This window comes from Micromonospora terminaliae, assembly GCF_009671205.1.
Taxonomy (GTDB): Bacteria; Actinomycetota; Actinomycetes; order Mycobacteriales; family Micromonosporaceae; genus Micromonospora; species Micromonospora terminaliae.
On record NZ_CP045309.1, the window covers coordinates 5,649,122 to 5,670,097 of the forward strand.

The 20,976-nt window shown below is 73.0% G+C and carries 22 protein-coding genes; 9 read left to right on the forward strand and 13 right to left on the reverse strand.

Translation table 11 applies throughout. The annotated features are described in order from the left end of the window. The first annotated feature begins 45 nt into the window (after window positions 1-45). Entirely contained in the window at window positions 46-3,186 is a 3,141-nt protein-coding gene (locus tag GCE86_RS26055; protein WP_154229347.1) for an ATP-binding protein, read from the forward strand. A gap of 15 nt (window positions 3,187-3,201) precedes the next feature. On the opposite strand, the gene GCE86_RS26060 is transcribed toward GCE86_RS26055, so the two are convergent. From GCE86_RS26060 to GCE86_RS26075, 4 genes are all read right to left on the reverse strand, one after another. Then, the gene (locus GCE86_RS26060; RefSeq protein ID WP_154229348.1) at window positions 3,202-4,038 is read right to left on the reverse strand and encodes a DUF4097 family beta strand repeat-containing protein; all 837 of its coding nucleotides are present in this window, start codon (window positions 4,036-4,038) and stop codon (window positions 3,202-3,204) included. A gap of 102 nt (window positions 4,039-4,140) precedes the next feature. After that, window positions 4,141-4,890, reverse strand: coding sequence for an ABC transporter permease (locus GCE86_RS26065; RefSeq protein WP_154229349.1), 750 nt, complete (start codon window positions 4,888-4,890; stop codon window positions 4,141-4,143). Then, window positions 4,887-5,819, reverse strand: a complete 933-nt coding sequence (locus GCE86_RS26070; RefSeq protein ID WP_154229350.1) for an ATP-binding cassette domain-containing protein — start codon at window positions 5,817-5,819, stop codon at window positions 4,887-4,889. Before GCE86_RS26070 ends, GCE86_RS26065 begins: the two co-directional genes overlap by 4 nt. A 271-nt stretch (window positions 5,820-6,090) precedes the next feature. Beyond that, window positions 6,091-6,453 (reverse strand): hypothetical protein, encoded by a 363-nt coding sequence (locus tag GCE86_RS26075; RefSeq protein ID WP_338106328.1) that lies wholly within the window; start codon window positions 6,451-6,453, stop codon window positions 6,091-6,093. A 123-nt stretch (window positions 6,454-6,576) separates the two neighbouring features. Between GCE86_RS26075 and GCE86_RS26080 the strand changes: the two genes are divergently transcribed. After that, the gene (locus GCE86_RS26080; RefSeq protein WP_154229351.1) at window positions 6,577-7,182 is read left to right on the forward strand and encodes a hypothetical protein; all 606 of its coding nucleotides are present in this window, start codon (window positions 6,577-6,579) and stop codon (window positions 7,180-7,182) included. A 9-nt stretch (window positions 7,183-7,191) separates the two neighbouring features. Here the strand turns inward: GCE86_RS26080 and GCE86_RS26085 are convergent, their stop codons facing one another. The 4 genes from GCE86_RS26085 to GCE86_RS26100 all read right to left on the reverse strand — a co-directional run bounded on the left by GCE86_RS26085 (window position 7,192) and on the right by GCE86_RS26100 (window position 9,479). Continuing rightward, on the reverse strand, window positions 7,192-7,677 hold the full coding sequence (locus tag GCE86_RS26085) for a GNAT family N-acetyltransferase (protein WP_154229352.1): 486 nt from the start codon (window positions 7,675-7,677) through the stop codon (window positions 7,192-7,194). Beyond that, a complete protein-coding gene (locus GCE86_RS26090) occupies window positions 7,677-8,675 on the reverse strand; it encodes an aldo/keto reductase (protein WP_154229353.1) in 999 nt (332 codons plus the stop codon). The genes GCE86_RS26085 and GCE86_RS26090 overlap by 1 nt, the downstream gene beginning before the upstream one ends. A gap of 64 nt (window positions 8,676-8,739) precedes the next feature. Beyond that, a complete protein-coding gene (locus GCE86_RS26095) occupies window positions 8,740-9,126 on the reverse strand; it encodes a VOC family protein (RefSeq protein WP_154229354.1) in 387 nt (128 codons plus the stop codon). Then, window positions 9,123-9,479 (reverse strand): DUF1801 domain-containing protein, encoded by a 357-nt coding sequence (locus tag GCE86_RS26100; RefSeq protein ID WP_154229355.1) that lies wholly within the window; start codon window positions 9,477-9,479, stop codon window positions 9,123-9,125. Before GCE86_RS26100 ends, GCE86_RS26095 begins: the two co-directional genes overlap by 4 nt. Window positions 9,480-9,593: 114 nt before the next feature. Between GCE86_RS26100 and GCE86_RS26105 the strand changes: the two genes are divergently transcribed. Beyond that, complete coding sequence (locus GCE86_RS26105) at window positions 9,594-10,487, forward strand: LysR family transcriptional regulator (protein ID WP_154230679.1); 894 nt, start codon at window positions 9,594-9,596, stop codon at window positions 10,485-10,487. 31 nt (window positions 10,488-10,518) lie between these two features. Beyond that, window positions 10,519-11,112, forward strand: a complete 594-nt coding sequence (locus tag GCE86_RS26110; protein WP_154229356.1) for an NUDIX hydrolase — start codon at window positions 10,519-10,521, stop codon at window positions 11,110-11,112. On the opposite strand, the gene GCE86_RS26115 is transcribed toward GCE86_RS26110, so the two are convergent. Both GCE86_RS26115 and GCE86_RS26120 read right to left on the reverse strand, forming a co-directional pair. Beyond that, entirely contained in the window at window positions 11,066-12,139 is a 1,074-nt protein-coding gene (locus GCE86_RS26115; protein WP_154229357.1) for a hypothetical protein, read from the reverse strand. The two genes, GCE86_RS26110 and GCE86_RS26115, sit on opposite strands and share 47 nt — an antisense overlap. A 54-nt stretch (window positions 12,140-12,193) precedes the next feature. After that, window positions 12,194-12,514, reverse strand: coding sequence for a PadR family transcriptional regulator (locus GCE86_RS26120; RefSeq protein WP_154230680.1), 321 nt, complete (start codon window positions 12,512-12,514; stop codon window positions 12,194-12,196). 141 nt (window positions 12,515-12,655) lie between these two features. Between GCE86_RS26120 and GCE86_RS26125 the strand changes: the two genes are divergently transcribed. Both GCE86_RS26125 and GCE86_RS26130 read left to right on the forward strand, forming a co-directional pair. Continuing rightward, on the forward strand, window positions 12,656-13,708 hold the full coding sequence (locus tag GCE86_RS26125; RefSeq protein ID WP_154229358.1) for a MerR family transcriptional regulator: 1,053 nt from the start codon (window positions 12,656-12,658) through the stop codon (window positions 13,706-13,708). A 49-nt stretch (window positions 13,709-13,757) separates the two neighbouring features. After that, window positions 13,758-14,636, forward strand: a complete 879-nt coding sequence (locus tag GCE86_RS26130; protein WP_154229359.1) for an LLM class flavin-dependent oxidoreductase — start codon at window positions 13,758-13,760, stop codon at window positions 14,634-14,636. Window positions 14,637-14,640: 4 nt separating this feature from the next. Here the strand turns inward: GCE86_RS26130 and GCE86_RS26135 are convergent, their stop codons facing one another. The 3 genes from GCE86_RS26135 to GCE86_RS26145 form a co-directional block, all read right to left on the reverse strand. Beyond that, window positions 14,641-15,075, reverse strand: coding sequence for an ASCH domain-containing protein (locus GCE86_RS26135; RefSeq protein WP_154229360.1), 435 nt, complete (start codon window positions 15,073-15,075; stop codon window positions 14,641-14,643). A 99-nt stretch (window positions 15,076-15,174) separates the two neighbouring features. After that, window positions 15,175-16,194, reverse strand: coding sequence for a questin oxidase family protein (locus GCE86_RS26140; RefSeq protein ID WP_154229361.1), 1,020 nt, complete (start codon window positions 16,192-16,194; stop codon window positions 15,175-15,177). Window positions 16,195-16,234: 40 nt separating this feature from the next. Next, on the reverse strand, window positions 16,235-16,783 hold the full coding sequence (locus GCE86_RS26145; RefSeq protein ID WP_204341648.1) for a phosphoribosyltransferase: 549 nt from the start codon (window positions 16,781-16,783) through the stop codon (window positions 16,235-16,237). 197 nt (window positions 16,784-16,980) lie between these two features. Between GCE86_RS26145 and GCE86_RS26150 the strand changes: the two genes are divergently transcribed. The 3 genes from GCE86_RS26150 to GCE86_RS26160 all read left to right on the forward strand — a co-directional run bounded on the left by GCE86_RS26150 (window position 16,981) and on the right by GCE86_RS26160 (window position 20,836). Continuing rightward, window positions 16,981-17,610, forward strand: coding sequence for a septal ring lytic transglycosylase RlpA family protein (locus GCE86_RS26150; RefSeq protein ID WP_154229363.1), 630 nt, complete (start codon window positions 16,981-16,983; stop codon window positions 17,608-17,610). Window positions 17,611-17,710: 100 nt separating this feature from the next. Further along, window positions 17,711-18,838: a PP2C family protein-serine/threonine phosphatase gene (locus GCE86_RS26155; protein ID WP_154229364.1), complete on the forward strand. Its 1,128-nt coding sequence runs from the start codon at window positions 17,711-17,713 to the stop codon at window positions 18,836-18,838. 141 nt (window positions 18,839-18,979) lie between these two features. Continuing rightward, window positions 18,980-20,836, forward strand: coding sequence for an acyl-CoA dehydrogenase (locus GCE86_RS26160; protein ID WP_154229365.1), 1,857 nt, complete (start codon window positions 18,980-18,982; stop codon window positions 20,834-20,836). Window positions 20,837-20,976 lie beyond the last annotated feature (140 nt).

Below are 20,976 nucleotides of genomic sequence, written 5' to 3' on the forward strand. Positions count from 1 at the left end.
TCAGGGGTTGGAGGCCGGCCACCTCTCCGTGGCAAGATCCGCTAGGTGCAGATCGGGATGCTGGGACCGTTCGAGGTGCGCATCGACGGCCACGTCCTGGCCGACGTACCGGGCGCCCGGTTGCGCGCGTTGTTGATCGCGCTCGCGCTCGAACCCGGTCACGTGGTGCCGAAGGCGACGCTCGTCGACTGGATCTGGGGTGAGCGCCCGCCCGCCGAGGCGGCGAACGCCTTGCAACGCCTGGTCTCCCGGCTGCGGAAGGCGCTGCCGGAGGGGTCGGTCGAGGGGCTGACGGACGGCTACCGGTTGGCGGTGGAACCCGAGGCCGTCGACGCCGTACGGTTCGAACGCCTGGTCAGCCAGGCCCGGAACGACGAGGACCCCCGACGGGTACGGCTGTTGCGCGAGGCCCTCGCCCTGTGGCGCGGTGGCGCCATGCAGGATGTCGGTCTCACCGACAGCGCGGCGTTCGACGCCGCGGTCACCCGGCTGGAGGGACTGCGCCTGGGTGCCCTGGAGGACCGGTTCGACGCGGAGATCAGCCTCGGCAACGGCGCGGAGCTGGTCACCGAACTGACCGACCTGGTGGCCGCGCACCCGGTGCGGGAGCGGCTGGTCGCCGCGCTGATGCGTGCTCTCGTCGCGGCCGGTCGCGACACCGAGGCGCTGCTCGTCTACCAGCGCGCGCGGGAGTCCCTGGCCGACGCGCTGGGTGTCGACCCGTCGCCGGAGCTGTCCGCCCTGCACGTCGCACTGCTGCGGGGCGAGTCGGGACGGCGGCGGGAGGAGAACCGGAAGACCAACCTGCGGGCCGAGCTGACCAGCTTCGTCGGCAAGGACGCGGATGTCGCCGCGGTCCGCGAACTCATCGCCGAGCATCGGCTCACCACCCTGATCGGCCCGGGCGGCTCGGGGAAGACCAGGCTGGCCACGGAGACCGCGCGTACCCTGCTCGACGACCTGCCGGACGGCGCCTGGCTGGTGGAGCTCGCGGCCATCGGCGCGGACGGCGACGTGGCGCAGGCGACCCTCACGGGGCTCGGCCTCCGCGACGCCCTGCTGGGCGGGGCGCCGAACCTGGACGTGACGGACCGGCTCATCGCGGCGATCCACGACCGGGACGCCCTGCTCATCCTCGACAACTGTGAGCACGTGATCGAGTCGGCGGCGACGTTCGCCCACCGGGTGCTCGGGGAGTGCCAACGGCTGCGGATCCTCGCGACGAGCCGGGAACCGCTCGGTATCACCGGGGAGGCGCTGTGGCTGGTCGAGCCACTGGCCCTGCCGGCGGGCGACGCTGCACCCGCCGAGATTGAGTCCTCTCCCGCCGTCCGGCTGCTGCGGGACCGGGCGGGCGCGGTGCGCAAGGATCTCGGCGCCGACGCCCGCACGTTGGCGACGATGGTGCGGGTCTGCCGGGCGCTGGACGGTATGCCGCTCGCGATCGAGCTGGCCGCGGCCCGGTTGCGCACCATGTCCGTCGACCAGCTCGCCAACCGCCTCGACGACCGGTTCCGGCTGCTGACCGGCGGTAGCCGTACCGCCCTGCCGCGGCACCGGACGCTGCGCGCGATGGTCGACTGGAGCTGGGAGCTGCTCAGCGACGCGGAACGGACGGTGTTGCGGCGGCTCGCGGTGTTCTCGGGCGAGGCCAGCCTGGAAGCGGCCGAGCGGGTCTGCGCCGGCGATGCGGTCGAGCCGGAGGACGTGCTCGAACTGCTCACCGCGCTGGCCGAGAAGTCGCTGCTGGTCGCCGCGGGCGACGGCGCGCCGCGGTACCGGATGATCGGCACGATCAAGGAGTACGCCGGGCACCGGCTCGCGGAGGCGGGGGAGGCGGACCTGGCTCGCCGGGCGCATCTCGCCTACTTCACCGAACTCACCGAGACCGCGGAGCCGCACCTCCGCCGCGCCGAGCAGCTGGACTGGCTCGCCACCCTCGGTGCCGAGCACGACAACATCAGTTCCGCCATGCGGGGAGCGCTCGCGGCCGGCGACGCCCACGCGGCGATGCGGCTCGCGGCCGGCGCCGGCTGGTACTGGTGGCTCAGCGGGCACAAGGCCGAAGGCATCGAGCTGGTCATCGCGGCCACCGAGACGCCCGGCGACGTGCCCGACGAGATCAGGGCCATCGTGTACGCGCTCGTCGTGCTGTTCGAGGGCTCCGGGCGCGGCGACGAGCACGACGCGGCGGAGTGGATCCACAAGGCGTACCGGTTCAGCCGGAGCAGCCAGTCCCGCAACCCGCTGCTCGGGTTGGTCGTGCCGCTGGAGCGCATGTTGGCGGCGCCGGGCGAATTCCTGCCCGCGTGGGAACCACTGCTCGACGACGGGGACCCCTGGGTACGCGCACTGGCCCGGTTCCACCTCGGCAAGATGCGGATCATGCTCGGCCAGGGCGGTCGGGACGCGGATGCGTACCTGGAAGGGGCGCTCGCCGAGTTCCGGGCCCTCGGCGAGCGGTACGGAATCTCGATGGCCCTGTGCGAGCTGGCGGACCGCATCGCCGTGCGCGGCGAGTTCGCCCGCGCGGGTGAGCTCTACGAACAGGCGATCGCGGCCGTCACCGAGGTCGGTGCTCTCGAGGACGTCATCCGGATGCGGGCGCGGCAGGCGCAGCTGTACTGGTTGCTGGGCGATGAGGAGTCCAGCGCTGCGGCGCTGGCTCAGGCGAGCCGGTGCGCGGAAGGCGTCACCTGGCCGGACGCGCTGGCCGAGCTGGCCCTCTCGACGGCCGAACTCGCCCGCTGGCGCGGCAACGTCGAGGAGGCGTACCAGCAGCTCGCCATCGGGACGACCCTGCTGGGTGACGACGCGGAGCAGCCGAGCATCCGCGCGGCGACGCACCACCAGCTGGGCTGCCTGGCCGGCGCTCTCGGGGAGGCCCGTACGCACCACGCGGCGGCCTGCCGGGCGGCCGCCGAGGCGGGACACGCGCCCCTGGTCGCGCAGGTGCTTGTCGGGGTGGCGGACCTGGCACTGCGCGGCGAGGACTTCGAGCAGGCCGCGCGGCTGCTCGGGGCAAGCGCCGGGGTACGCGGCCTGCCGGATCGTTCCCACCCCGACGTGGCGCGGATCGAGCAGGCCGCGCGGAGCCGCCTCGGCGACACGCGGTACGCCGAGGCGGCTCGGGAGGGCGCGCAGACCAACTGGTCCGAGCTGGTCACGGTCACCCTCGCCTCCTGAACGTGGCGAGCGCCCTCAGCTCGCGGCGCGGTGCACGGTGATGTCGCCGTGCCGTGTGCGGGCGTGCACGGTGAGCGTGTCGCCGGACGTGCCGGGGTTGTCCCGGGACGGAACGGAGTTGCGTACCGATCCACGCTTGCTGTCGGCGTCCACCCGGGCGGCGGTGCCCTCGCCGATGCCGACCTCGATGTTCCCGGCGTGGTTCCACAGCTCCGCCCGGCCACGCGTCAACCGGCCGATCCGGATGGCGCCGTCGCCGGTCTTGGCGGTGACGCTGCCGTCGGCGCGGTCGATGTCGAAGCCGCCGCTGCCGCTGCTGAGGTCGAGGTCGGCCGACGCGTGGCCGATCCAGACCCGCCCGCCGGAGCTCGACAACGTAACCGTGTCCGCGACCTCGCCAATCCGCAGGGCGAACGCCGCGCCCTCGATGGTCGCGGGCTCGGCGATGTGGCCGATGGTGACCTCGCCGCCCCCGATGTTCGCCTGGAGTGCCCGGATGCGGTCGAGCCGCACGCCGCCGGACGCCATGTGCAGCTCGCACTCCCCGAACGAGCCGTCCGCCTGGACGTCCGAGTGCGCCAGGTACGACACCAGGCTGGAGCCGGCGGGCAGGTCGATCGTGATGGCGACCGAACCGTTCCGGTCCCCGGAGGCGGTCGTCTTGACCGACAGGCGACCGTTGGCGAAGTCGACCCTGGTCTTGTCGGCCACCCGGACGTCCGACGGGCTGGCCTTGTCGACGGGTTCGACCAGCACCACGGTGTCGGTGCGGTCGCTCGCGGTGACCCGCACATGAGCGCCGGCGACGACGACGGTGGCGGCTACGGGTCCGGGCGTGGCGAAGGTGGGCATGCTGTTACTCCTCTTGTCGGTGCGTGATCTGTCGTCGGGTGGCCCGGACGGTGACGGCGCGCGCTCGCCGCGGGCGAACGCGCGCCGTCGGGTCGTCGGAGGTCAGGCGCGCTTGTTGAAGGTCGACCGCGCCCAGAGGTAGCCGACCAGGGCGATGCCGATGCACCAGGCGACGGCGGTGATCGCGTCGCCGGTGTCCGGTGCGCCGTTGAGCAGCCCGCGCAGGGTCTCGATGATCGGCGTGAAGGGCTGGTACTCGGCGAACTGCCGCAGGCCCGGCCCCATCTTGTCTGCCGGCACGATCGCGCTGCTGAAGAACGGCAGCATGACCAGCGGCACCGCGGCCAGGCCCGCCGTCTCCGGCGACTTCGCCGCCAGCCCCAGGGCGACCGTGAGCCAGCCGGCCGCGACACCGAGCAGCAGGACGATGCCGACCACGCCGAGCCAGTCGAGGGAACTCGCCGAGGGGTCGAATCCCAGCAGGAAGGCCACCCCGACGAGCGCCCCGATGGCGATCAGGTTGGTCAGTACGCTGGCGACGACGTGACCGGCCAGCACCGCGCCCCGGGAGACGTCCATGGCTTTGAACCGGTTGATGATGCCCTTGGTCATGTCGGAGTTCACCGATGTCGCGGTGGCCCCGAGCCCGTAGCAGACGGCCAGCAGCATCAGCCCCGGCGTCGCGTAGTCGATGTAGTCGACACCGACGTTGAACGCGTCTCCGAACATGTAGACGAACATCAACATGATCACGAGCGGCATCAGGACGGCGTTGAACACCGAGGTCGGGTTCCGGGTGATGTGCTTGAAGTTGCGACGCAACATGATGATCGAGTGGGACTTGGCGCTCATTTGGCGGTCACCTCCGTGCCGTGGCCCGTCAGGGCGAGGAAGACGTCATCGAGATCCGGGGTGTGGACGGAGAATTCGTCGGCGCTGATCGCGTGCTCGTCGAGGCGGTCCAGCAGGGCCCGCAGCGACTTCGTCCCCCCGTCGCCGGGGACCCGCAGCGCCAGCGCCTCGTCGTCCCGCTTGGCGTCGGTGAGGACCCGCGCGGCCGCGTCGAGCTCGGCGGCGGTGGCGAACCGGAGCCGGACGTGACTGCCGGGGACCTGCCGCTTGAGGTCGTCGGGAGTGCCCTGGGCGACCAGGCGGCCCTGGTCGAGCACCGCGACCCGGTCGGCGAGCTGATCGGCTTCCTCGAGGTACTGGGTGGTGAGGAAGATGGTGACGCCATCGGCCACCAACTCGCGGATGATCTCCCACATCGTGCGTCGGCTGCGCGGGTCCAGCCCCGTCGTCGGCTCGTCCAGGAAGATGATCCGCGGCTTGCCGACCAGCGTCATCGCCAGATCCAGCTTCCGGCGCATACCGCCCGAGTAGGTCGAGGCCGGCTTCTGCGCCGACTCCACCAGGTCGAACCGCTCCAGCAACTCCGCGACGACCCGCTCGCCGGAACCGACGCGCTTGAGGTCCGCCATGAGCTGCAGGTTCTCCTGCCCCGTGAGCAGCTCGTCCACCGCCGCGAACTGACCGGTGACCCCGATGGCCGCCCGCACCGCCCGGGTCTCGGTCGCGACGTCGTGCCCGGCGACCCGTACCGTCCCGGCGTCGGCCTTCATCAACGTGGTCAGGACGTTCACCGTCGTCGTCTTGCCCGCCCCGTTCGGGCCGAGCAGGGAGAAGATCGAGCCGGCGCGAACGTCGAGGTCGATGCCATCGAGCACGACCTTGTCCTTGTAGGCCTTTCGTAGCCCTGATACCTCAATCGCTGCTGTCATGCGGCCAACTATCGGGAGCCGGCCTGTCACCCCCCTGACACGGCACTGACACGACCACTGACATGGCCTGCCACCTGGCCGTTCGGTGTGATCGGGCGGGGGACGAGAAGGTCTTCGTGCTGGCTCCACAGCCACCGGAGGTACTGCTGCACCTCCTCCGGTGGGGCGGTCCAGCCACTGTCCCGGTAGGCGAGGATGCGCTTGACCTCCCCGGGCACGAGATCGTAGGCCGCCGCTCCCGTTTCCGGAACCGGCGTGTCAGGGGCAACCGTCACGGGCAGCGGGATGATCGGGAGGCGAACACCCCGTCGAGGCGACGAAGGCCGAGACTCCGTAGGTGATCGAGGGTGATCTCGATGTAGGTCTCTTCGGCGGGATTCCCGTTCGCGACCAGCAGATGGCGGAGCGACGAGTTCGCCTCCCAGGCACGGATCGCATGGGTGAGACGCCATTCCTCGCCCTGACCGGTGGCCACGACGAGCGCGTCGACGCGGTCGGCGGCCGACTGCGGCAGCGTCAGGATGACGGTGAGGATCTTCAGCACGTCCAGGAATTGGCCGGTGGTGACGTCGGCGAGATCCTCTTTTCCGACGATTCGGGGGGTTGCCGCGCTGGATCGAGGCAGGGAGGGCATGCATCCGATCCTCCCAGCCGTGGCGTAGGCCGGTCCCGCAACCGCCGCTGAGGCGCGCCCCGTCAGGAACGCTGACCGGATGGCCGGGTGCTGCCCGTGACCGGTCGACGCCATGATGAGCGCATGGGATTCGGTTTCAAGACCACGTGGCTCGCCGTGCGGGAGCGGAGCCCGGAGGAGGTCGCCGACGCGCTGCGGTTGGCCGCCCGCGAGCGGCTCTCCTGGGACGAGGGCACCGACCGTGCCTACGTCTCCGGTGTCTACGTCGCCGGTCCCGTGGACGGGTGGACGCTGGCGCACGGCCGGCGGGATCTCGCCACGTTCGACTACAGCGCCACCGACCCGCGGTTTCCGGAGTGGTTCGCAGCCCTGAGCGCGCGCCTGGGTGAGGTCCAGTTCTTCGTCAACGAGCGGGGCTGGTTCTCCCACGGATGGGCGCACGCGGTCGACGGGGTCGTCGTGCGGGCGTTCGCCACCTTCGACGGTGACGTCCCGCTGTTCATCGGTGAGCCCACCCCCGAGGAGCGCGAGGTCGGCAAGGGCCTCCGGGGCTGGGGGGACAACTGGCGGGACTGGCAGGAGGAGGACTGGGACGCCTGGTACGAGTCGGCGCCCAACGAACAGGACGTGCTCAAGCTGGCAGCCCGGTGGAGCGTCCACCCGCTCCTGGTCGACAGCGCGCAGTTCGGCGACCAGGGCATCTACGGCATGCCCGTACGCCCGTCCTGACCGTCGGCCTCACGTCAGGTCGAGGACGTGGCGGAGGGAGGGTTGGCCGTTGAGCAGCGCCTCCTCGACCGGCACGAACCCCGTCCGCCGGAGCACCGCCAGCGAGGCCGGGTTCGCCAGCGCCGCCGAGGCGACCAACTGCCGCAGCCCGTACTCCTCGCGGGCCAGCGTGGCGACGCGCCGCACACCCTCCCGGGCCAGGCCGCGCCCGGCGGCCCGCTCGGCCACCCGGTAGCCGAGCTCGGCGCTGCCCTCGGCGACGTCCACCAGGTTGAACCGGCCCAGCACGGCGCCGTCCTCGGGCTCGACCAGGACGTGGAAGTGGCACAGCCCGGTGCCCTGTTCCGCCAGCAGGCCGAGGAGCCGGTCGCTGAACTCGCGGAAGTAGTCGTCGCCGCGGTCCGGCACGAACCGGGCGAAGTACGCCCGGTTCACCTGCTCGAAGCGGAGCAGCGCCGGAGCGTGCCGGAGGGCGAGCCGTTCGAGTTCGGGCATCAGGCGACGCTAGCAACCCGCAGGTCGGCCAGCAGTTCCTCCACGGCGGCGAACTCGTCCGGCCGCAGCGGGCCCTGGGCGAGCGCACCCGCGTTCTGCTCGACCTGGGCGACCGTGCGGAAGCCGGGGATCGGGACGGTGGTCCCGCTGCGTGCCCAGAGCCAGGCCAGCGCGCCCTGCGTCGGCGTACGGCCGCCGGTGGCGAACACCTCCCGCAGGGCCTCCACCCGGGCCAGCCACTCGGGCGCCCCGGCGCCGTCGCGGAAATACGTCATCCAGTCGTAGCTCTGCGACCGCACGTCGTCCCGGGCGACCGTGCGGCCGTCGGCGTACTTGCCGCTGAGCAGTCCCATGGCGAGCGGCCCCCGGTTGATGCTGGCCAGCCCGGCCCGCTCGCACAGCTCGATCATCGCCGGCCGGTCGGCCAGCACCGACATGTCGTGCTGGACGGCCGTGCAGTGCGGGCCGGCGGCGGCGAAGGCGGCGGCGCGTTCCGGGTCGTCGGTGCTCCAGCCGTACGCCCGGATCTTGCCGTCGGTGACCAGGTCCTCCAGCGGGGCGACGAGGTCCAGGGCCTCCGCGACCGGCAGGTCGCCGAGGTGGAGCTGGTAGAGGTCGACGTGGTCGGTGCCCAGCCGCCGCAGCGAGCCGTCCAGGCATTCGCGCAGGTACGCGACGCTGCTGTCCGTGCCGAGCGCCTCCCGGGTGCGCTCGTCGAAGGTGAACCCCCACTTCGTGGCGATCACGACCCGGTCCCGGTCGGTGCCGAGCGCCCGGCCGAGCACCACCTCGCTGTGCCCGGCGCCGTAGCTGCTCGCCGTGTCGAAGAAGGTGACGCCGAGGTCGAGGGCCCGGCGGACGGCCCGGGTCGACTCGGCGTCGTCGACCCGGCCCCAGCCGTACTGGTTCTCGCCGCCGGCGTACGGGCCGCCGATCGCCCAGCAGCCCATGCCCAGCGCGCTGACCTCGATGCCGCTCCGCCCCAACGTGCGCTTCATGATCCGCTCCCGTCCCGTCGTGGATCCGCCGGTTGCCACTCTGCGGCTTCGAGCGGACTGGAAGTCAAGACCCCGGGTACCAGCGCAGCTCGACGGTGTTGCCGTCCGGGTCGCGGACGTAGATCGACGTGGCCGTCCCGCGCGCCCCGAAGCGCGGCACCGGCCCGGTCAGCACCGTGAACACACCGGATTCGACCACGGCAGCCCAGTCGAGCGGCTCGACCACCAGGCAGAAGTGGTCCACGTTCGACCCCTCCGGCTCGCCGCAGACCAGGTCGATGATGGTGTCGGCGCTGACGCGTACCGAGGGGAAGGGCACCTCGCCGGCGCGCCAGCGGTCGACGCGTACCGGTGCCAGGCCGAGGGTGTCGCAGTAGAACGCCAGGGACCGTTCGACGTCGGTGACGGCGAGGACCAGGTGGTCGAAGCCGGTCACCCGCACGGCGCTCACCGGGTCTCCAGCGCGTACGCGTCGCGCAGCCAGCCGGTGAACAGTTCCGGGTCGATCTCGTCCACGGCGCGCAGCTTCACCGAGGCCATGCGACGGGCGCCCGGGACGAGCAGGCCGGAGTCGTCGGCAACGTCCTGCCCCCGCCACAGGCCGAAGGTGACGTACGCCGGGTACGCCTTGACCAGGCAGACCGGGGTCTGTCCGGGCCGGTCGCCCAGCCCCCACACCGGGTGGCCGTGCCACATCGCGCCGGTGGCCTCGGGCAGTGCGGCCTCGATGACGGAACGCAGCTTCTCGGCGGTCTCGCGCAGCGGAGCGTCGAGGCCGGTCAGATAGGTGGTGACGGGATTCATGTGGTCCTCCTGAGTGCGGTGGGAACACCGTCAACACTCGTCCGCGGCGCCGTCCGGACCAAGACGCGATCGGGCTACGATCGTTGACCAGGATTCAACGATGGGGGGTCGGTGGTGCTGGAGCGGTACGAGGTCGAGACGTTCCTGACCCTCGCCGAGGAGCTCCACTTCGGGCGGACCGCCGAGCGGCTGCGGGTGACCACCGGCCGGATCAGCCACGTGGTGCGGAAGCTGGAACGCCGGATCGGTGCGCCGCTCTTCGAGCGGACCAGCCGGGTGGTCCGCCTCACCCCGATCGGCGCCCGCCTCGCCGACGACCTGCGTCCCCTGGTCGCCGGCATCGAGGACGCCGTCCAGCGCGCCGTCGACGCCGGGCGCGGGCTCGCCGGCGAGCTGCGGGTGGCGTACGTGGGTGAGTCGACCGCACCGGTGCTGCTGCGGGCCGTCACCCTGTTCGGCGAGCGCCACCCGGACTGCGTGGTGCACGTCCACGAGGCCCCGCTCGCCACCACCCGGTCGAGCCTGCGGGACGGCTCGATCGACGTGCTGATCGCCTCGTACCCCTTCGACGGCATGGCGAACGGCCCGGCGCTGCTGCACGAGGCCCGGGTGCTCGCGGTGGCCGCGAACCATCCGCTGGCCGGCGCGGAGTCGGTGTCGCTGGAGGTGCTGGGCGACCATCCCGTGGTGCAGTACCCGGCGGTGACCTCGGCCGCGTTCAAGCGGGACCGCACCCCGGACCGCACCCCGGCGGGGCGGCCGGTGCCGCGGGGCCCGGTCGGCGGCAGCTTCTCCGAGATGCTGGCCCTGGTCGCCATGGGACGCGGGGTGCTGCCGGTGGGCGAGCAGACCCGGCACTACCACGCCCGCCCCGACCTGGCGTACGTGCCGATCCACGACGCGCCGCCGATCCGGCGCGGCCCGGTGTGGCTGGCCAGCAACACCACCACCCGGGTACGCGAGTTCGTCCGCGCCGCGGTCGACGCCAACCCCGCCCCGGCGGACTGAGGCTGTCGGACCCGGCTGGCAGCATGACGGCGTGCGGGACGAGATCCGGGCGCTGGTCGAGGCGTTGACGCCGGGCGACGAGCTGGAGGCGCGGCACCGCGCCACGACGCTGGCCTGGCTGGCCACGACCGAGGACATCTTCCGCCGGGCGAAGCCGCGCACGCCCTCGCCGCACCTGGTGGCCTATTTCCTGCTCCGCGACGAGACGGACGGGGCCGTGCTGCTGGTCGACCACCGCAAGGCCGGGATGTGGCTGCCCAGCGGCGGTCACGTCGAGCCGGGCGAGCACCCCGCGCAGACCGTACGCCGGGAGATGGTCGAGGAGTTGGGCGTGCCGGCCGTCTTCGCGCCGGCCCTCGGCGAGCGCCCGGCCTTCCTCACGGTGACCGGGACGGTCGGCCCGCCGGAGGAGCGGCACACCGACGTCAGCCTCTGGTTCGTGCTGTCCGGCAGCCGCGACCAGCAGCTGATCCCCGACCCGGCCGAGTTCCGGGCCGTCCGCTGGTGGACGCCGCGCGAGGTGGCCGAGGCCGCGCCGGGCAGCGTCGAGCCGCACCTCGGCAGGATGCTGGCGAAACTCAGCCGAGGCGCGCGGTCAGCGGGCGCGGGTCCCGGCGTGGCGTGAGTGCCGTGAGCAGCAGGGCGAGCGCGCTGGCCAGGCCGATCAGGAAGAACAGCGAGAGGGTCGGCTGACCCAGCCACTCCCAGAGCGGGTGCCAGCTCGGGTGCGGCTCGTCGAGGTGGTGCCGGGCCAGCGACGACGTGGCGAGCAGCACCGGCACCCACCAGAAGAACAGGGTGACCCCCAGCAGCAGGGGCGCCCGCCGCCTGCCCTCGGTGCGTCGGCTCGCCCAGCCGAAGACCAGCCAGGCCAGCGCGCCACCGAGCAGCCCGGCCAGCACGGCGGCGGGCAGCACGGCCGGCGGTGCGGCCCGCTGCAACGCCACCCCGAGGTACGAGCCGAAGGACCGGGGATCGTCGAAGGTGGCCGTCAGCACGGTGTCGCCCCGGCGGGCCACCAGGACGGTCTCGACCGGCTGGCTCGCCGGGTCGCAGCGCGGGTCGGCGCAGGTCTGGAGCACCTCGGAGGTCGGCTCGTACACCTGCCAGCCGGCGGCCCGGAGACGCTGCTGCGCGGTCGCCAGCGTCTCCGCCTCGGACGTCGGCATCGGGCCGGTCGCCGAGCCGCCGGCCGACCCCTCCTGGTATTCGCCGCCGTCGCCGAGCAGCAGGCCGCGCAGGGACGCCCGGGAAACCGGCTGGCCGTAGAAGACGAACAGCGCGCGGGCGGTCGACACGTCCTCGCCAAGGCGGTGCCCGGGGAACGCCTCGGCGAAGACCGCGACGAACTCGGCCCGGTCCGGCTGCGGCCGGGAGGTCTCCCAGGCGACCCGGCTGGCCAGCGCGGCGGTGAACAGCCCGCAGATCAGCGCGGTGAGGACGGCCCACACGCCGACCGTGCTGCTGGCCGGCCGGCCGAGGCGGCAGCGCAGGCCGGCCCGGACCAGGTCGGCCGCCTCGCGCAGGGTGGGGCGGGTCCGCCCGGCGGGAGCACCGTCGAGCAGCAGGCCGAGGATCTCCTCACCGCGCTCCCGCCGGTACGCGCGGGGGTAGGCGAGCAGCAGGCGCCGGTAGCGGCGGGCGAGCGACATGGTCTCCCCTGCGGTCGGAAGGCGTGCGGTCGGAAGGCGTGGGCGGGACGCGGGTCAGGCGGTGCGGGGGCGCAGGGCGCGCAGCCGGGCCTCGGCGGCGGTGGTGAGTTGACGCAGCCGGGCGGTCTCGGCCCGGAGGGCGTCGAGGCCGACCGAGGTGAGCCGGTAGTAGCGGCGCAGCCGGCCGTCGACCACCTCCTCGTGGTCGGGCTCGACCAGGCCCTGCGCGGTGAGCCGGTCCAGCGCCGTGTAGAGGGTGCCGGGCAGCAGGGTGACGCGCTCGGCGGAGAGCGTGGTGACCTCCTGGATGATCCCGTAGCCGTGCCGGGGGCTGCCGGCGAGCGCCGTGAGGATCAGGAACGTGGGCTCCCGCATCTGCGTCACACCGGGAACATATATAAGTGATCGATACATCGTCAACGCCTTGACCCTGCCCCTGCGGCAAGGCCCAGCGTGGTCCGTGCCGGTCGCCGCGACCGGCACGAGGAACGCGACCGGCGCGAGGAGGATGGGTCCGTGGAGCTGCTGACGATCGGGGCGTTCGCCCGCGCGGCGCGCCTGACGCCGAAGGCGCTGCGGCTCTACGACGAGCTGGGGCTGCTGCCACCGGCCGCCGTCGACCCGCACTCGGGCTACCGGTACTACGCGCCGGCCCAGCTCGACCGGGCCCGGCTGATCGCCGCGCTGCGCCGGGCCGGGATGCCGCTGGCCGAGATCCAGGCCGTCTGCGGCCTGCCGCCGGACGCCGCCGCCGAGGCGGTGGACGCCTGGTGGCGGCGGGTCAGCGCCGACACGGCGGCCCGCGGTCGTGCCGTCGCGCTCCTCGTCGAACAGCTCACCGAGAGGGGCACCACCATGTCCGAGACCACCTTCCGGTACGCCACCCGCTGCGAGACCGGCACCGTCCGGGACTCCAACGAGGACACCGTGTACGCCAGCGGGAGCCTGCTCGCCGTGGCGGACGGCATGCGGGGCCTGGGCGGGGCCGCCGCCAGCACCGCCGCCGTGGACGCCCTGCGGCCGCTGGAACCGGCCGACGAGCCGGCCACCGAACTGCTCGCCGCGCTGGCCGACGCGGTGGACGCCGCCGACCGGGCGGTACGCGCACACGCCACCGACGCCCACCAGCCGGTCACCACCCTCACCGCCATCCTGCGGCGCGGCACCCGGCTGGGCCTCGTGCACGTCGGGGACACCCGGGCGTACCTGTTGCGCGGCGGCGAGCTGTCCCGGCTCACCCAGGACCACACCTACGTCCAGTCACTGGTCGACCAGGGCCGGCTCACCCCGGCCGAGGCCCTGGCGCACCCGCAGCGGGCCCTGCTGGCCCGGGCGCTCGGTGCCGGCGAGGTCGAGGCCGATCTGGCGCTGCGCACGGCCCTGGCCGGGGACCGCTACCTGCTCTGCTCCGACGGGCTCGCCGCAGTGGTCGAGCCCGAGGCGCTGCACGCCGCGCTCGCCGGGGCCGACGACCCGGAGACCGCCGTCGGGCGCCTGGTCGACCTCGCGTACGAGGCCGGTGCGCCCGACAACATCGCCTGCGTGGTCGCCGATCTGGTGGAGGCGTAGTCGGTCGACCCGGGCCGGGCTGTCCGGCCCGGGTCGTACCCTGGCGATCATGCGGATTGGCATCGTGATCCTCCCCGACCAGCGCTGGTCGGATTCCCGGCGGCGCTGGCAGCAGGCGGACGAGTGGGGCTTCGACCACGCCTGGACCTACGACCACCTGGGGTGGCGCGACCTGGTCGACGGCCCCTGGTTCGACTCGATGACCACGCTGACCGCCGCCGCGACGGTGACCTCCCGGATCCGCCTCGGCACCCTGGTCGCCTCGCCCAACTTCCGGCACCCGGCGGCGTTCGCCCGGCAGGTCACCGCGCTGGACGACGTCTCCGGGGGCCGGGTGCTGCTCGGCCTCGGGGCCGGCGGCATCGGCTTCGACTCGGCGGTCCTCGGCGGCGAGACCCTGCCGCCGCGGCAGCGGGTAGACCGGTTCGCCGAGTTCACCGAGCTGCTCGACCTGATCCTGCGCGAGGACGGCACGACCTGGCGCGGCGAGTGGTTCGCCGCGGTCGACGCGCGGAACAATCCCGGCTGCGTCCAGCAGCCCCGGGTGCCGTTCGTGGTCGCCGCGAACGGGCCCCGCTCGATGCGGCTGGTCGCCCGCTTCGGGCAGGGCTGGGTGACCACCGGTCTCGGGGGCGACGACCTGGAGAGCTGGTGGTCGAGCGTGGCGGAGCTGTCCGCCCGGCTCGACGCGACGCTGGAGCAGGCCGGGCGTGACCCGGTCACCCTCGACCGCTACCTGTCGCTGGACTCGGCACCCGCGTTCTCACTCACCAGCGCCGACTTCTTCGCCGAGCAGGTCGCCCGGGCCGCCCGGCTGGGCTTCACCGACGTGGTGACGCACTGGCCCCGGGCCAGCAGCTGGTACGCGGGCGACGAGGCGGTGCTGGTCCGGGCGGCGGAGCTGCTGCCGGAGCTGCGCCGGGCCTGACCGGTCAGGTGCCCAGGTCGCCGGTGCTGATCCCGCCGTCGCCGGCGGAGACCAGCCGGAACCGGATGCAGACCACCTTGGTGTCGTCGTCGACCGGGAAGCCCACCCGGGCCCAGTAGCGGCGGTGGCCCTCGCGCCACTCCTCGATGGACCGGTCACCCTCACCTTCGGAGCGGGCGAAGTCCCAGGACACGTCGGCGAAGCGGACCACCTCGACGCCGGTGACCTCGACCACGCCGATGAGCTTGTCGTCGTCGTCCACCAGGACGAGCCGCTCGCCGACCTGTTCCAGCTCCTCGTTCTCGGCGGCGTACTCGTCGGTCAGCAGGCCGGCCGTCGCGGTCTTCACGCCGGAGAGCACGAGGGTGTTGAGGGTGGTGCGCAGCTCACCGGGCGTGCCGAGGGCGAGGGTGCGGAGTCCACCGATGCGGGGCCACATCCTGCCGAGGCTAACGGCCGGCCGCCGGCCCGTCGCGGGATTTCGCCGGCCGTTCCGCCGAGGTGCCGGGCCGGGTCCGCACCGCCGTCGAGGATCTCGTCAGATGAGCTGACCGGCGTAGCCGGCGGCGGCCAGCACCCGTGCGTCGCCGGTCGCCGCGTGCGCCTCCAGCACCGCGTCGGCGAGCTTCACCACGTGTGCGTCGCCGTGCCGGGCCGCCCGGGCGAACACCTCCGCGGGACCGCCGTCCGTGACCTTCGGTGCGGGGGCCGGCGTGGGTGGGGCGTACACCGAGGTCACGGCGGCCGTGGCCGACCAGGCCGCGGCGACGCTCGGCGCCCAGAGCGCCGGATCCAGGGCCGGCAGGGTACGCAGGACCGCGGTCGGCGCGGTCACCGCGTGCACCAGCATCACCGGGTTGCCGTGCCCGAACCGCAGGTAGTCCAGCCCGGCCCGGTGCACCAGTTCGGTGAGGGTCCGCTCGGCATCGGCGGGGTCGGCCGGTGGGCGTAGTCCCGTCGCCGCGCCGGACCAGCCGGGCAGGTCGGGCAGCCGGCCCAACCGGTCCCGGATCCCGCCGGTCTGCACCGGGATCCGGGGCACCGCCGCGAGGGCGGCCGGCACGTCGGACCGCCCGGTGAGCGGGCCGGCGCCGGGTACGGGCTGCCAGCGCGCGGCCCAGTAGCCGAGGGCCTGGCCCAGCTCGGCCAGCCGCTGCGGATTCTCCCCGTCGGTACGCAGCACCCGCACCGCGTGCCCGACCCGGATCACCCCGTGGGTCGCCCCGGCCGCGATGCCCGGCAGCAGCCGCGGCCACCACTCGCCGAGCACCTGGCGCCAGGGGCGCTCGTGCAGTTCCCGGTCGAAGTGGGCGAGCCAGTCGCCGGCCCGCTTCGGGTCGCCGAGCGCGGCCCGCCAGTCGTCGATCGGCCGCAGCCCGCGCGGCAGTTCGTCCAGCCGGCGCACGTAGTCGTCCAGCCAGCGGTGCACCCGCGGGCCGTGGCCGTGGCGCACCAGCGCCTCGACCGCCATCGGTCCGTGGTTGGAGAGCCAGCCTTCGAACTCGGGGCCGGTCCGGTGCAGCCGTTGGTACGCCTCGTCGAGGATGCCGTCGTCCATGCGTCGATCTTCGGAGTTGAAGCTCCCTTGAGGTCAACCCTCAGGGCAGTTGCTCCCCGGTGAGCAGGGCGCGCAGCCCGAGCCGCGCGGCGACCGGCGCCGGACAGGTGGCGACGAGCGCGGCCGTCCCCAGGAACTCGGCCCCGCTGCCGTCCACCAGGCGGCGCAGCGCGTCGAGCTGCGCCCCGGTGGCCACCCAGTCGTCGGCCAGCAGCACCCGGTCACCGGGGCCGAGGCGGCGGGCGTCCACGCCGATCCGGAGCTGCCGGCCCCGGTAGTCGGGGGGTGTCTCGGCCCAGCGCATCGGCCCGACCCGGCGCCGCTCCCCGCCGTCCCTGTACGCCGGCAGGAACCCGGCCCCGGCGGCCACCGCGACCAGCGGGCCGAGCAGCAGCCCGGTCACCTCGGGGGAGATCACGACGGTCGGCCGGGCGGCCGGGAAGAGACCGGCCAGCGCGGGCCCGACCCCGGCCAGCACCTGCGGATCCCGCCACCAGCCGGAGAGGTCGCTGACCAGGTGGCTGCTCGCGGGGCCGGGGTCGACCCAGCGGAACAGCTCGACCAGGCGTCGGCTCAGCACGCCGTCCATCCTGGTGCACCGGCACCAGGCATCGCCGCACCGGTCCCGGCCAGCGCTCCTTCCGTCGTTCGGCTGAGGGGTACTCGCCTGAACGGCTACACGTACCAGGGTAAATGCGGGCATAGCACCATGATCACGTTGACTTCCGAAGTGCTTCTCTCGTTACGGTCCGAGCCGGTTTGTTCCGCAGACGAAAGGACCGGGCGGTGGCTGGTAGGCACCTTCGTACCCGCAAGTTCTCCTCGCCGGCCGGCATCGCCGCCACCGCGGCCGTCGGCGTGGTGCTCGCCATCGGCGGCACCGTCGGCGCGGTCCAGCTCACCTCCGCCGAGCCCGCCGCCGAGCCGGCCGCCGTCGAGGCCCTGCCCAGCACCCTCGCCCCCACGTCGGCGTCTCCCTCGGCCTCGCCGAGCGCGTCGCCGAGCCTCAGCCCCTCGCCGAAGGCCACCCCGAGCCCGACGGCCACCCGGACGCAGGCGGCGTCCCGGAGCAAGACCCGGACCGCCAGCCCGAAGCCGACCGCGAAGAAGACCACCACGTCCGCGAAGGTCATCGACAGCGGTTCCTGCGGCGCGTCCTTCTACGACGAGGGGCAGATGACCGCGAACGGCGAGACGTTCAACCCGGACGCGCTGACCGCCGCCCACAAGACCCTGCCGTTCAACACGAAGGTCCGGGTCACCAACCCGGCCAACGGCAAGTCGGTCGTGGTCCGGATCAACGACCGTGGGCCGTACATCGACGGCCGGTGCCTCGACCTGTCCCGGGCCGCCTTCGCGGCGATCGCCTCGACCGACCTCGGCGAGCTGACGGTGAGGTACGAGGTCCTCGGCTGACCGGGTGGCCGGCGGCGATCGGGTCGGTGACGGGATCCGGCCGGCCAGAACATCCTCGGACGACGGGTCAGGTTCATTCACCCGTTCACGTCCATCAGGCATGCTGTCCGATGTACGCACGCAACCCTTCCAGTCGGGCCACGGCCCGCTGAGCCCCGGATCCCGCGCCGGCCTCGGCGCGGCCCTCGCGCTGCTCGCGATCGTCTCGGCCGTCGAGCTTGCCGACGGGCGCCCGGCGCACTACGTCGCGCTGATGGTGGCCGCCCCGTTCCTCGCCGCCGCGCTCGCGTCCTGGCGAGTGGTGCTCGGGGTGGGCCTGCTCGCCACCGGGATCGGGGCCGCGTTCGCCCTGGCGGAGCAGACGATGTCGCTGGTCACCGCGGTCAACGTGGCCGGGATCGCGCTGGCCACCGCCATCGCCGGCGCGGTGGCGGCGGTCCGTCAGCGCCAGTCCGAGCGGATCGCGGAGCTGTCCCGGCTCGCCTCGGTGGCCCAGCAGGCGGTGCTGCGCTCGCTGGGCCCGCAGGTCGGCACTCTGGCCGTGGCCGCCCGCTACATCTCCTCGACGGCGACCGCCGAGATCGGCGGTGACCTGTACGAGGCCATGGACACCCCGTACGGCGTCCGGATGATCATCGGCGACGTACGCGGCAAGGGGCTGGACGCGGTCCGGCTGGCCAGCATCGTGCTGGGCTCCTACCGGCACGTGGCGTACGAGCGGGCGGACCTGCGGGCCGTGGTGACCGACCTGGACCGCGCCGTGGCCCGCAACGTCGGCGACGAGGACTTCGTCACCGCCGCGCTGGTCGAGGAACGGGGTGGCACCCTCACCATCGTCAACTGCGGCCACCCGCCACCGCTGCTGCTGCGCCGGGGGGCGGTCATCCCGCTCGAACCGCCGGCGCCCGCGCCGCCGCTCGGCTTCATGCCGGTGGTCCGGCCCCGGGTCGAGCGGCTGGAGCCGGGCGACCGGCTGCTGCTCTTCACCGACGGGCTCGGCGAGGCGCGCCGGGACGGGGAGTTCTTCCCGACCGCCGACCGGGCCTGGCGGCTGCTCGGCCACGGGACGGTCGCCGACGGTCTGGCCTCCCTGGAGACCGCCCTGGTCGAGTGGGTGCACGGCCGGCTGGACGACGACATCGCGCTGGTGCTGATGGAGTACACCGGGCCGCGCAGCGCCGCGGCCACGCCTGTGCCGAGCTGGGAGGTCGGCGCGGCCGAGACCTGAGCCGGGCCGGGCCACGATCGGGTGAACCGGAAGTGTGTAATCGCTGTCACTTCGGAGATCGGCTTGTCGTTGGCTACCCGCGAGTAATACAGTCTGGAGTTACTGATCGGTAACACCTGTCCGGAAGCGGGGCCAGCGAGCATGACCCACTACAAGAGCAACCTTCGGGACCTCGAGTTCAACCTGTTCGAGGTCTTCGGGGCGGACCGGACGTTCGGCCAGGAGCCGTACACGGACCTGGACGTCGACACCGCCCGTAGCTTCCTCTCCGAGGTCGACCGCCTGGCCCGCGAGGACCTGGCCGCCAGCTACTCGGACAGCGATCGCAACCCCCCGGTCTTCGACCCCGCGACGCACACCGCGCCGCTGCCGGAGTCGTTCAAGAAGTCCTACCAGGCGTTCATGGACTCCGAGTTCTGGCGGCTCGACCTGCCGGAGGTCCTCGGTGGCACCAACGCCCCGCGCGCCCTCTGGTGGTCGCTCGCCGAGCTGGTGCTCGGCGCCAACGCCCCGATCTGGATGTACGCCTCCGGCCCGTCCTTCGCGCACGTGCTGCACGTCGAGGGCACCGAGCAGCAGAAGAAATGGGCCCGGCTCTTCATCGAGAAGCAGTGGGGCTCGACCATGGTGCTGACCGAGCCGGACGCCGGCTCGGACGTCGGCGCCGGCCGTACCCGCGCCGTCCCGCAGCCGGACGGCTCCTGGCACATCGAGGGCGTCAAGCGCTTCATCACCTCGGGTGAGCACGACCTGACCGACAACATCGTCCACTACGTCCTGGCCCGCCCGGTCGGCGTCGAGGGCGTCGGTGGCCCGGGCACCAAGGGCCTGTCCCTCTTCGTCGTGCCGAAGTTCCACTTCGACGAGGAGACCGGCGAGCTGGGCGAGCGCAACGGCGTCTTCGCCACCAACGTCGAGCACAAGATGGGCCTGAAGGTCTCCAACACCTGCGAGGTGACCTTCGGCGAGCACGGCGTGCCGGCCAAGGGTTGGCTGCTCGGCGAGAAGCACGACGGCATCCGGCAGATGTTCATGATCATCGAGTACGCCCGGATGATGGTCGGCACCAAGGCGATCGCCACCCTCTCCACCGGCTACCTGAACGCCCTGGAGTACGCCAAGAACCGGGTGCAGGGCGCCGACCTGGTCCAGCAGGCCGACAAGGCCGCCCCGCGGGTGACCATCACCCACCACCCGGACGTGCGCCGCTCGCTGCTCATGCAGAAGTCGTACGCCGAGGGCCTGCGCGCGCTGGTCTGCTACACGGCCACCTGGCAGGACAAGGTCGCGGTCGCCGAGGCGGCCGGTGACGAGAAGGCCACCAAGCTGGCCAAGCGGGTCAACGACCTGCTCCTGCCGCTGGTCAAGGGCGTCGGCTCGGAGCGGGCGTACGAGCTGCTCGGCCACGAGTCGCTGCAGACCTTCGGCGGCTCCGGCTTCCTCCAGGACTACCCGCTGGAGCAGTACGTCCGGGACGCCAAGATCGACACCCTCTACGAGGGCACCACGGCGATCCAGAGCCTCGACCTGATCTTCCGGAAGATCGTCCGGGACAACGGCAAGGCCCTCATGGCGGTCGCCGGCGAGATCCAGGAGTTCATCGCCTCCGAGGCCGGCAACGGCCAGCTCAAGGAGGAGCGGCAGGCGCTCGGCAAGGCGCTCGGCGAGATCCAGAACATCCTCGGCGTGATGACGGGCTGGCTGGCCGAGGCACAGGGCGGCGACACCCGGGCCCTCTACAAGGTCGGCCTGAGCAGCCGCCGGTTCCTGCTGGCGATCGGCGACCTGGTGGTCGGCTGGCTGCTGCAGAAGCAGGCGGACGTGGCGTTGCAGGCGCTCGGCGGCGAGGTCTCCGCCACCGATAAGGCGTTCTACACCGGCAAGGTGGCCGCCGCCCGGTTCTTCGCCCGCGAGGTGCTCCCGCGCATCGGCGCCGACCGGCGGATCATCGAGGGCGCCGACCTGGAGATCATGGACCTCCCGGAGGAGGCGTTCTGATCCCCGCTGGGGTTTTCGGCCCTGACGACCGGCGGCCGGCGAGCGCACAGCTCGCCGGCCGCCGCCGTGTTTTCCCCCCGCGGCCGGTAGCCCGGCCCCCTGGCGGGTAACCGCCGTGGACCACGACAGGAGCACGCCCA